10 protein-coding genes are annotated in these 12,028 nt (G+C 45.7%); 3 read left to right on the top strand and 7 right to left on the bottom strand.

Annotation, left to right across the window (positions count from 1 at the left end; genetic code table 11):
• Positions 1-187: 187 nt before the first annotated feature.
• On the bottom strand, positions 188-445 hold the full coding sequence (locus tag ACL6C3_RS17475; RefSeq protein WP_413160232.1) for a hypothetical protein: 258 nt from the start codon (positions 443-445) through the stop codon (positions 188-190).
• 27 nt (positions 446-472) lie between these two features.
• On the bottom strand, positions 473-823 hold the full coding sequence (locus ACL6C3_RS17480) for a cupin domain-containing protein (RefSeq protein WP_413160234.1): 351 nt from the start codon (positions 821-823) through the stop codon (positions 473-475).
• Between the two features lie 347 nt (positions 824-1,170).
• Between ACL6C3_RS17480 and ACL6C3_RS17485 the strand changes: the two genes are divergently transcribed.
• Positions 1,171-1,398, top strand: a complete 228-nt coding sequence (locus tag ACL6C3_RS17485; protein WP_413160235.1) for a YrhK family protein — start codon at positions 1,171-1,173, stop codon at positions 1,396-1,398.
• 2 nt (positions 1,399-1,400) lie between these two features.
• Here ACL6C3_RS17485 and ACL6C3_RS17490 read toward each other — a convergent pair whose 3' ends face one another.
• Positions 1,401-2,024, bottom strand: coding sequence for a hypothetical protein (locus ACL6C3_RS17490; RefSeq protein WP_413160237.1), 624 nt, complete (start codon positions 2,022-2,024; stop codon positions 1,401-1,403).
• 226 nt (positions 2,025-2,250) lie between these two features.
• On the opposite strand from ACL6C3_RS17490, the gene sbcC reads away from it, so the two are divergent.
• Positions 2,251-5,304 (top strand): exonuclease subunit SbcC, encoded by a 3,054-nt coding sequence (gene sbcC / locus ACL6C3_RS17495; RefSeq protein WP_413160239.1) that lies wholly within the window; start codon positions 2,251-2,253, stop codon positions 5,302-5,304.
• 51 nt (positions 5,305-5,355) lie between these two features.
• Here the strand turns inward: sbcC and ACL6C3_RS17500 are convergent, their stop codons facing one another.
• From ACL6C3_RS17500 to ACL6C3_RS17515, 4 genes are all read right to left on the bottom strand, one after another.
• Positions 5,356-5,784: a GNAT family N-acetyltransferase gene (locus ACL6C3_RS17500; protein WP_413160241.1), complete on the bottom strand. Its 429-nt coding sequence runs from the start codon at positions 5,782-5,784 to the stop codon at positions 5,356-5,358.
• A gap of 428 nt (positions 5,785-6,212) precedes the next feature.
• Complete coding sequence (locus ACL6C3_RS17505; protein ID WP_413160243.1) at positions 6,213-6,437, bottom strand: FeoC-like transcriptional regulator; 225 nt, start codon at positions 6,435-6,437, stop codon at positions 6,213-6,215.
• A gap of 20 nt (positions 6,438-6,457) precedes the next feature.
• Positions 6,458-8,803, bottom strand: a complete 2,346-nt coding sequence (gene feoB, locus ACL6C3_RS17510) for a Fe(2+) transporter permease subunit FeoB (RefSeq protein WP_413160245.1) — start codon at positions 8,801-8,803, stop codon at positions 6,458-6,460.
• Positions 8,804-8,821: 18 nt separating this feature from the next.
• Positions 8,822-9,451: a FeoA family protein gene (locus ACL6C3_RS17515; RefSeq protein ID WP_413160247.1), complete on the bottom strand. Its 630-nt coding sequence runs from the start codon at positions 9,449-9,451 to the stop codon at positions 8,822-8,824.
• Positions 9,452-10,642: 1,191 nt separating this feature from the next.
• On the opposite strand from ACL6C3_RS17515, the gene ACL6C3_RS17520 reads away from it, so the two are divergent.
• Entirely contained in the window at positions 10,643-12,016 is a 1,374-nt protein-coding gene (locus ACL6C3_RS17520; RefSeq protein WP_413160248.1) for a CmpA/NrtA family ABC transporter substrate-binding protein, read from the top strand.
• Positions 12,017-12,028 lie beyond the last annotated feature (12 nt).

Below are 12,028 nucleotides of genomic sequence, written 5' to 3' on the forward strand. Positions count from 1 at the left end.
TGGTAAATTTTACCCAAACCACCGAAAGAAGGAGCGCGATCCTCTTCCTTGAGAAGCATGGAGAAGCGTTCATCTAAGTTTTGAACATCGGGAGTAAGGGCGGGTAAAATTTAACGTCAATTGCGCTCCCTCCAACAGAAATAAGGATTCCCTGCTGAGATTGTTCGGAGGTTTTATTCCTCGCCAATTAATCAGGATTATCGGGGTTGGAAACGGGAGATTTTTCTATCGCTTCTTCCATGCGTTCTGACATGGATTCTTGACGTTTTTCTTCTTTTAGATGGGCTTCGCTAACCAGTTCTCGCGCTCTTTCTTGAGTGATGTCCGCTTGTTCGTCCGCATTCTCGGCTTGCGGTTGGGATCGTTCAACCATTGATTCTTGACGCTGCTGAGAATTATGACGTTCTTGAGTCAACATTTCTCTTGATTGTTCGCTGGTACTCATAAATTGAGTCCTCCTTTTTTGAGTGTTCTACTGACCACAAACTTGGTCACGCCCGTACATTTCTGCCGGGGGACTCGTGGCTTCTACTGCGGTAAATGGTTCGATGATTTTGTAGGTGTGGCGGGCGCCTTGGGGAACGACCCAAGAATCGCCTTTTTCCAGAATTATTTTCTGTCCTTCTAAGTACAATTCCGCTTTACCTTTGATTACAAAACCGACCGTTTCATAGTCCCGTTCAACGATGGGTTTTTCTTCGTGGGGCTGTTCATTTTCCCACAACCTCATCGACATTGTGCGACCCGAAACTAAATATTTCTGATCCATTTCACCTTGGGGTGAATATTCGGCGCTGACTTTTTTTACGGTTTTATCTACCATGATTTTTAGGTATGTTAATTACTGAATGTTGCTATGCCAGTCCTACTCATAGTTAAGTGATGTAAATTCCTTTAACTTTTTTATTGCTGGCTACTCTTATCTGCTTGATTTCACCTTCTTATTTAGATCATACTCGCCTTTCCCCCTCTGTTTTCATCCCTCCTAAGGAAGATATCGACTGTTCCGAAAATGTATAACTTGAGTAAGAGGTTTGATGAATGCACCGAGTTAAATTTAGAAAGACAAAGAAATAGGGTTTCTAAATTAATGATTTCACTCCGATTTCATCCGACTTTTACCGAATTTTGATAGGCTTTATAACTGATGTTTAGGAGGTAAAATTAACGGTGAAACCTTTGAAGCAAATTATTTATAAGTACAAGTGGGTTCATACCCGTATTGGAATTCTGGGTAATATTTGTTTTTTAATTGGCAGTTTTTTATTCTTGTTAGAATTTCAAAAGGCTGGCGTTTGGTGGTTTATTTTTGGCAGTACCGGAATGTTAATTGGGAATGTGGGTAATGCTTTTGTAATGGGGGCTAGAAACCATCGCAGAAACTATAGAATAAGATAACATCAATTCTCCCGACCCCAGAGGGCTAACCCACCGCCCCGTCCTCTGGCGGCGATCGCTTTTTCTTGGATATAAAAATAGGCGAAAAATGCTTGTTTGTTTATGCGATCGCTGTAAAACTTTTCTTCGCTTTTCGCGCCGCCACGAATATAGCCATCGTACAACTTCACTCCGAATAATATCACGTTCATGCGGGTAAAGTCAAAGGCTAAAATATTCTTCTTTTCTTGAAATTTTACAGGCCCGCTGAGGGTTAATTTTAAACCGCCCAACTTTACCGAATTTTCGACATTTCCCGCTTCAAAAGCTTGTTCTAAATTGGCTTGAGGAAAAGCCGAAGAATCAGAATAAGATAAATGAATTTTAACCCAGTTGGGAAGATAACGTCCGGCGCCCAAAGCGGTGCCAATTTTGCGGCGAGTTTTTTGAGTTCCGGTAATAAAACATAACCGCCAAGTTCCGACAAATTGATTAAAATTCGACCGTTCTTTTAGCTTGTTTGCGGTTTTTTCCTGTTCAACAAGCGCCCCAACAACCGACTCGGGCGCCGGTTTTTCCGGCGAGTTGGTCAACACCGCTTTTGCGGCTTCTTCGAGAAGGATCGAGCTTTGAGTTAATGAAGTCATCGGTTATAATAGAAATAATAAATTCGGCAAGCAAGCTAACACTAAGTTTAGTGTTTTGAGCCAGATAAAGACTCTAAATCTAGCGGATTCTGCCCGAATTGAACCCAATTGCGATCGCCCAAAAGTAAGTATCAGATCTCCCCCATCTCCTGAGAAAACTGTAAAGAATTATAAAATCAAGATTAAACCCGTGACAAGAGGGGCGAGAACATCTTAAAATCACTCTATGATTCCACACAAACTGACACTCAAAAACTTTCTGAGCTATCGAGACGCCAGCCTGGATTTTAGCGGACTGCACACCGCTTGCATTTGCGGGCCTAATGGGGCGGGGAAATCTTCGCTACTCGAAGCGATCGCCTGGGCAATTTGGGGCAGTAGTCGCGCCGCCACAGAAGATGATATCATTCATCTGGGAGAAACGGAAGCTCAAGTTGACTTTGCCTTTATTGGAGAAGGAAACCTCTATCGGGTGATTCGCAACCGCCGCCGAGGTCAGTCGGGAACGTTGGAATTTCAGGTGGCAACCAAACCCTATGATGAAATTCAAAAGGGTGCAAAAATTGAGTTTCGCCCCATCGGTGAACGGGGAATGCGAGCGACACAGCAAAAAATATTAGATCAAATTAAACTCGATTACGATACATTTATTAATTCGGCCTATTTGCGTCAGGGAAGGGCGGATGAATTTATGCTCAAACGTCCGACCGAACGCAAAGAAATTTTAGCCAGTTTATTAAAGCTCAATGAATATGATAATCTAGCCGAGCGCTCCAAAGATTTCTCCCGACAATACAAAGCAAAAATCGAACTGTTGCAGCAAACAATAGACAGCACAAAGCAACAGCTTCAACAGCAAACAGAAATCACTCAAAATATTGCAAAACTCGAAACTACACTCAACCAACTCAACAGCCAACAAACCGCAGAACGGGAAAAATTACAACAGTTACAAGCGGGCCAACACCACCGCCAAACCTGGGAAAAATTGCGTCAGGGCGAACAACAACAATATCAAACCCTCTCCCAAGATTATCAACGACTTCAGCAAGAATTTAACAGCACTCAACAGCAACAGCAAGAACTCGAAGCCGTCTTAAAACAAGCCTCGGAAATACAAGCCGGATACAGTTTATTTCAAACCCTACAAGCCACAGAAGAACGCCTGTCAGCCCAATTCAAAACCTACCAAGAAGCCCAACAAAACCGCCAGAAACTCCTAGAACAACAGCGGCAAATTTTGCAGCAATTTCAGCAAAAAATACAAAATCTAAACGTACAATTAGACGGGTTAGCCCAACAAGAAAACGAACAGTTGGAAGTGCTAAAGCAGCGCCCGGAAGTGGAAGCCGCCCTGATCGAATTACAAACCGCCCGCAACCATTTAACTCAACTCGATGAACTGCAAGTTAAAGTAACACCTCTACTCCAACAACGCCAACAATTACAAAGCCAAATAGATCGCGCTTCTGCGACTCTGATCGCCCGTTTAGAGGAGTTATCCAAGTCCATTCGTCAAGTGCAACAGCGGGTGCAAATTCATCCAGAATTGCAGCAAAGTTTGCAACAACTGAACGCCCAAATTCAGGAATTAGACAATAAGCGGGTTTATCAAAAAAGAGTTCAAGAAAAAGGACTGGAACGGCACAATTATATCGAAAAATTGTGTTCTAGGCAACGGGATTATGAAACAAAATTGGCGGAATTAGACCATAAAATTAGCCTGTTGGGAACGCCTTTAAACGGGGAGAAAACCGAGAGTTCGGCGATGCCTTTGTGTCCGCTTTGCGATCGCCCCCTCGACGAACACGGCTGGAATTTAGTGGTCGGAAAACACCGAACTCAGCAGCAAGAAATTCGCGATCAAATTTGGGTGATCAACGAACAGTTAGCCGTCGCCGAGCGAGAAATTCAAGGGTTTAGACAGGAGTATCGCCAGCTAGATCGGGAGTTGGCACCCTATGAGGAATATCGAGAACAACGGGGACAAATTCAAGCTAAATTGGAGGGAATAGAAGAATCTCAATTAAGATATCAACAGCTAAAATTGGAAGCAAAAGAAATAGAAAGCTCTTTACAAACGGGCGAATTTGCTGTAGAATTAAATGGGGAATTGCAACAACTAGATCGTCAGTTACAACAGCTTAATTATAACGAACAGAGTCACGTTTTAGCCCGGAACGAAGAAAAGCGCTGGCGTTGGGCGGAAATTAAGCAAAGTCAACTGCAAAGCGCCGAAAGTAAGTTAACCAAAATTCGGGAGCAAAAACCCGAGTTAGAAGCGAAAAAATCCGCTTTAGAACAACAGTTAACCCAACAACAAACCGACTCGGAATTACATCAGCAAATTGCGGCGTTAGAACGTACCCTTGCCGAAATCGGCTATAATTTAGAAGAACACAATCAAGTGCGATCGCAGTTGCGCCAAGCCCAACAGTGGATAACAAGGGCGGAGAAATTAAATTCAGCCCAACAACAATATCCAAAACTTCAACAGCGCTCGGAACAATTACAACAGTTAAAAGCCGGTAAAGCCCAAGATCTCAAAACCGTTAAAACTCAAATCGACTTGCTGGAACAAAAATTAAAAGAAACCCCCGATCTCAGCCCAGAAATTCAACAGTTGGAACAACAAATTCAACAGCGCCGCCAACAAATGGATCGAACCTTAAGCCAGTTGGGAAGCCTCAAACAACAGCAAGCCTATTTAGAGAGTTTAAACGCCCAACATACCGAACAAAAACAACAGTTAGAAACCAATCGCCGTCAATATCGCGTCTATAGCGAACTCGCCCAAGCCTTCGGAAAAAATGGCATTCAAGCCTTAATGATCGAGAATGTATTACCGCAATTAGAAGCAGAAACCAATCACATTTTATCACGATTATCAGCCAATCAATTACACATTCAGTTTATCACCCAACGGGCGGGACGCAGCAGCAAATCTTCCAAAAAGAAAACGGCGAAATTAATCGATACTTTAGATATTTTAATCGCCGATGCCCAAGGAACTCGACCCTACGAAACCTATTCGGGCGGGGAAGCATTTCGGATTAACTTTGCCATTCGGTTAGCGCTGGCAAAATTACTCGCACAACGGGCGGGAACGGCGCTACAAATGCTAATTATTGACGAAGGTTTTGGCACCCAAGACGCCGAGGGGTGCGGGCGTTTAATTGCCGCTATTAACGCCATTTCCTCTGATTTTGCCTGTATTTTAACCGTCACCCATATGCCCCCATTTAAAAGAAGCATTTCAAGCGAGAATAGAAGTAAATAAATCCCCAACCGGTTCCCAATTAAGATTGTTAATGTAGGGTCAAAATTCCGGCTAAAAATTTGTAGAACCTTTAACCCGCTTCATTAACTTCAACTCTCCCACATCGCTAGTAAACCCTAACTTTTCATAGAAAGGAATCGTTTCCGGTAAACAAACCAACAGAAACGCCTCAATTAATTGTAACTGGGGATGATCTAAAATAGACTGAATGAGAGTCTGTCCTAATCCTTGCTTTTGATAAGCCGAATCAACAATTACATCCCAAATAACAGCCCGATACACATAATCCGTTAACACTCGCGCAAACCCAATTAACTTTTGATGATCGGAGTTATTAATACCAATAATTATATCAGAGTGCTGCAACATTTTTTCAACATCTTCTAGAGTCCGTCCTTTACCCCACCAGGTTGACTGATAGAGTTGAACTAAATCCTTAACTTGGGACTGATTGAGTTGACTAATGATTTCTAGATTCATAGATTAATGTAGGGCCAATTCAAGTCACTGGAGGGCGGGTTTATACAGCTTATTGATCGCAGGACAGAGATTGAGCGCACCAAGCCGCCCCTACACAATCATAATCGATTAATCGGACATGATATATAGTGCTTTCCTGTGAGGTACCCCGCCAAAAACCCGGTAACTTTTACAATATAAATCCCCGATTTTCGGCGCACCTTAGAAGAAACCGGGTTTTTTAGTCAACTGAAAACCGCTATAATATGATATCCGATTGATTAATAGGTGTTATTGGGCGGGGCGGGTTTATCTCAATCTTTGAGTAGTAGTAAAGATTGCGGTCGAACCCGCCCCTACGTTTGGGATTATTGATAATCGGATATCATATAAAAACGAAAATGGGCCTGACAATTAGACCCATTCTTTGAAAGCTTAGGGGGTGAAAATCAATTATTTTTTCCCACCCATTCGTAAAGTTCAAAGCTTTCGGTTTGACAGTGGCTACACCCGCCACATTTTTCGATACACTGTTTGTGAACTCTACCTTTACGAACGAGCCGGTTCAGCATTCCCCGCAACGCTTCGCCATCGGTGCGAAAATGTGTTTCCATTTCGGATAACGACGCCTTACCCCGTTGGGCGAGATAATTTTGTACTTCGGTTAAAATCATGGTAACTTTCCCTTTATTAATTAGAAATCCATTGCAGTTGCCTCTTGATTATTTTGGCGGCGAACCGGACGCGCCATCCGCAGCGTAAACAGAGTTCCAACTGTTAGTATTCCCATCGCCAATAACCACAGGGAAGAGAAAACCGGATGTTCGCCAAAGCGGGCAATTTGATAGAAACTCGTGGCAACAATATAAGCCATTCCCGTCGTCCAAACCGCCACAAATACCGTCCAACTCCGATTCGTTTCCCGGTACACGGCCGCCGTCGCCGAAACGCAGGGAAAATACAATAATACAAACAGCAAATAGGCAAACGCCCCGACCTTGCCATCGAACCGCTTCGCCATCGCCCCAAACGTTCCCAGGGTAACTTCCTGTTCTGCGGCGGCGGTTTCCGTGTTGTCAACGCTGCCAATATTTAACCCCAGCGGATCGAGTACGGCGCTCGGAAGTTCGGCCAAATTCGCGGGAATACTCGCAAACGCCTCCCCGACATTGCCCCAAAAACTAAATTCATCCTCGGTAGCCAGTTCGGGATTGTCTTGCACCGCCAACTGACCGTATACTGCATCTAAAGTCCCGACCATCGCTTCTTTAGCAAACACGCCGGTAAAAATTCCCACCGTCGCCGGCCAGTTTTCTTGAGTCACACCCATCGGCGCAAATATCGGCGTCACCGCCTGGCTGCTGACGCTGAGAAGGGAATCTTTGCTATCCTGATTTCCGATAGAACCGTCGGTTCCCAAAGAATTCAGCAAACCCAAAACCATCACCATCAGCACGATCAGTTTTCCAGCCCTCCACAAAAAGGCTTGCAGGCGATCCCAAGTTCGCAGCAGCACCCCTTTCATCCGGGGCAAGTGGTAGGGGGGCAACTCCATCACAAACGGCGAAATTTGCCCTTTCAGGATGGTGTGTTTCATCACCAGCCCGGTAAAAATCGCCGCCAAAATGCCCAAAAGATACAGTCCGAAAACCACGTTTTGACCGCCAACCGGGAAGAAAGCCGCCGCAAACAGCGCGTAAACCGGCAATCTCGCCCCGCAGGACATGAACGGGTTCATCATAATCGTCATCAGGCGATCGCGAGAATTTTCTAACGTGCGGGTCGCCATGATCGCCGGAACGTTGCAGCCAAACCCCACCAGCATCGGCACAAAAGACTTACCGGGGAGTCCGATAAACCGCATCACCCGGTCCATCACAAAGGCCGCCCGAGCCATGTAGCCGGAATCTTCCAGCATCGACAGAAACAAAAACATGAACCCGATCACGGGAATAAAGGTGGCGACGGTTTGAATGCCGCCCCCGGCGCCGTCGGCCAGCAGCGCCACCAACCACGCCGGCATACCGATACTGTTGTAGACGCGGCCCAAGCCTTCGACAAAAATCGTACCCGCCAGGATATCGAAAAAGTCAATAAAAGCGCTGCCGACGTTAATGGTAAACAAAAACATCAGGTACATCACGCCCAGGAAAATCGGCACCCCCAGCCAGCGGTTGAGAACGATGCCGTCAATTTTGTCGGAGAGGTGGCCGCTCGCCTGTCCGACCCGTTGGGTGGCCTCTTCGGTCAGGTTTTGGATGAACCCGTAGCGGCTATCAGCAACTAATATATCGATATCTTCCCCCAGAACTTGGTGAATGGTGTGCCGGTGCCGGGCGACAATATTCGTCAGTTGGGGGGTTGCCAACTCCGGGGCGACCCGTTCATCGTATTGGAGGAGGTTTAAAGCGGTCCAGCGGGGTTCGACGATGCGGAGGTGGCTGTGTTCGGTAATGTAGGGGATCAGTTCGCCGATCGCCTCTTCGATCACCGCCGGGTACGCGACGTAGTGGGGCGATCGCGTTAATTGTTTGAACATCTCGCCGATGGTTTCGATCAGGCCTTTGACGCCCCTGCTTTCGGCCGCGACAATCGGAATCACCGGCAGTTCCAGGCGTTGGGCGAGGCGTTCGGGATCGATGGTAATGCCCCTTTTTTCGGCAATATCCATCATGTTTAAAGCGATCACCATCGGCAGGCGCATTTCCATTAACTGGGTTGTTAAGTAGAGGTTGCGCTCCAGGTTGGAACCATCGACGATATTGATCACCAGTTCCGCTTCCCCCGAGAGGAGATAATCCCGGGCGACCAGTTCATCCATCCCGGTGGCGGTGTCTTCGGCGTCGAGGGAATAGACTCCCGGCAGATCGACGACGGTTATGGTTGTATTTTGATATTTGAACTGTCCCTCTTTGCGATCGACGGTGACTCCCGGCCAGTTGCCGGTGCGCTGGTTCGATCCGGTGAGGGCGTTAAACAGCGTTGTTTTGCCGCAGTTGGGGTTTCCAATTAGGGCAATTATCGGTTTTAGGCTTGCCATCTTCAACTCCTTTCGGGTTTAGGTTTGACTGAGGACTTCGACGATTAGAGCATCGGCTTCTTGCTTGCGGAGGCTGAGGTTGAACCCCCGCACGTTGATTTCAACCGGATCGCCAAACGGGGCAACCCGAATTACCGTAAATTCCGTTCCGGGGGTGAGTCCCATCGAGAGCAGTTTGCTTTTGTAGGCCCGATACGCTTTTTCGTAGCCCCGGATGCGCCCGGCGGTTCCCGAGGGCATTTCTCGCAGATAAATAGAAGTTTCTTGACTTTCCATTTTGGGTTCCTCCTGTTGAGTGCTGAGGGGTTCGTCCGCCACCATGATTTTTTCTGCCATTCCCGCCCCCAACCCCAGGCGGTTATCGGCGATCGCCACCACGACGGAGCCGCTGTTTTGCGTGCTTAAAACTTGCAGTTCGATACCGGGAGTGAGTCCCATTCCCAACATCCGGCTCATTCCGCCTTTGCCGCGAAAACCCACCACCCACACCCGCGTTCCCGACCGGGCTTGAGTTAGAGGGAATGACGTTGGCGCCGTCGGTTCCTGTGAGTCCGAGGTTGGGGAGGGGGTGCGAGTTCCTCCAAAGTATCTAAAGCTCCAGCTTTTACCCTGTTGACCTTGTTGAGGCTGATTTTCATTCTTATTCAATTGTTTAACTCCTGTTGAGTAGAGTTGGCGTCAGCTTTTTGAAATGTATTCTTATCTAGCTGTCTTTATTAAATTAACATCCCTGTATTTCTACTCAGTTTATTTTTTAGGAAAATTTAGCTTTTGATCGCCTTCGGTTTCCTTTGTAACAAAAGCGCGATTTTTCGGGACTTTCAATAGGAAATATAACTGATAAAACGCCCTTTAGAAAAGGGTTTAAAGCATTTTAACTCTTTGCAATGTCAAGTTTTGTATAGAGATAGTTTTTCGGCACAAAATATGATATATTCACAACCGAATAGCACTCAAAATGTAGCTGGAGTTAACCCCCGCCGTTCCCCGGAACTCTAGAGATTTTAGATGATATACAGTCACAATAACAGTGGGTTTCCGGCGATCGCATCCGGGATTTTATTGAAAATAAGTCTCAATTATGTTGGCGTATAGATCGAGATGCTTTTGACATTCTCCAATCCTTTATCACTCAAGAAAAGCGGGTTCTCTACGGCGGAAAATACAGGAGTTGCCCGTTTTTTTGTCCTCATCCTCCGGGTGAAGGGAGGTACAAGTTAATTAGAATCTTTATCAAAAAGCTGAAAGAGCTAATTTTTCAAAACATGACATCCGACTATTTATAACAGTCGCCAGAATGGTGTTCGATCTCGGAGGGCGACGGCGGTCAATTGTTCACCACTATACAGCGGACACTCACTATATATAATATACTGCTGCGCGATCGGCTTGAATCTGACTGCGATCGCCAGTAGCGATAAGTGTAGCTGATATTTACAATAATTTACATGGCATTGCTCGGGCTTCTGTCAGCAACTCCGGGCCACCTATAAGTAATAGCTTATCAGTCTGATTGAAAATTCATTGCTGTTTTGGGCAGATGGGGTAGTGACTTTTTTAAAAAAACCTGTAAACTAAAAGATTAAGAAAAGTCTTAATTGACTTCCTCTTACTTTATTAATTACTTTCAGGACCAGCTTTGATTTTTCATTTCTGAGAAGCACTAGGGTTAAACGTCTCAGACAAACCCGCTTCTTGATAGATAGTCTTGTTTTCTTTTTTAGTGAAAATCTATCAATTTTTGTCGATTTTCACAATTGAATTCGAGAAAACAAAAAATTAAGCTCAATCAATTTAACAGCCCAATTCAAATAATTTGGCAGGCTGCCAGGAGATTCTATGTCTGATTTTAATCGCCCCCACTCTCGAAGAAAATTTTTGCTGACTGCCGGTGCTTCGGCAATGGGTTCAATATTCCTGAAAGGTTGTTTAGGAAATCCCCCCGATCCCAATGCCGGAACCACAACTCAAGTCTCTCCAACCGCAGCGGTACCTGCGGCGAATATTGATTCCGGAATGCAACCGGAAACCACAGCCGTTAAACTCGGTTTCATACCCATTGTAGAATCGGCGGCGTTAGTCATTGCCAAAGAAAAAGGCTTTTTTGCTAAGTACGGAATGACCGATGTAGAACTTTCCAAACAAGCAAACTGGGCATCCGCACGGGATAACGTTACCATTGGTTCCCAAGGGGGAGGAATTGACGGCGGACAGTGGCAAATGCCGATGCCGCACTTAATTTCCGAAGGCTTGATTACCGACGGTAAAAAAGTCCCCATGTATGTTTTAGCCCAATTAAATACCAATGGAAATGGGGTGGCAATTTCGGGAATTCATACCGGAAAAGGATTGGGTCTTAATACAACCAATGCGGCAGATTATATTAAAGGTTTCCCGTCAACAAACGGCCGGAAATTCAAAGCCGCTCACACCTTCCCCAACGTGAACCAAGACTTCTGGATTCGCTATTGGTTTGCCGCAGGTGGCGTGAATCCCGATACCGATATTGACTTGCTGGCGGTGCCTCCGGCAGAAACCGTTCAAGGGATGAGAAATGGAACAATGGATGCCTTTAGTACGGGCGATCCTTGGCCTTATCGAATTGTCGCGGATGATATCGGTTTTATGGCTTGTATTACCAGCGAAATTTGGCCGTTCCATCCCGAAGAATATTTGGGGATTCGTGCAGATTGGGTCGATCAAAATCCGAAAGCAACCAAAGCCTTACTCAAAGGTTTGATGGAAGCTCAACAGTGGTGCGATAAAGTAGAAAATAGGCCGGAATTGGTGCAGATTGTTTCCGGACGAAACTACTTTAACGTTCCCGTTGATGTGTTGACTCCGCCCTATCAAGGTAGCTATGCAATGGGCGATGAAAAACCTGCCATTCAAGACTTTAATATGGGGCCGTTGTACTGGACCGATCCGGTTGGAAATGTTTCTTATCCCTATAAGAGTCACGATCTGTGGTTCTTAACAGAAACCATGCGTTGGGGTTTCCACAATAACTATTTCAAAGATTTTGACCAAGCCAAACAGGTAATTGATCGGGTAAACCGGGAAGATCTTTGGCGAGAAGCCGCCCAAGAAGCAGGTTTTTCAGGTATTCCGACCAGCACTTCTCGCGGCGTTGAAAAATTCTTTGATGGGGTGCAATTCGACCCCGAAAAGCCGGAAGCTTACCTCAATAGCCTGCAAGTGAAACGGATTTAATCCATTTTCATT

Source organism: Capilliphycus salinus ALCB114379, from assembly GCF_047276495.1.
Lineage (GTDB): Bacteria > Cyanobacteriota > Cyanobacteriia > Cyanobacteriales > Microcoleaceae > Capilliphycus > Capilliphycus salinus.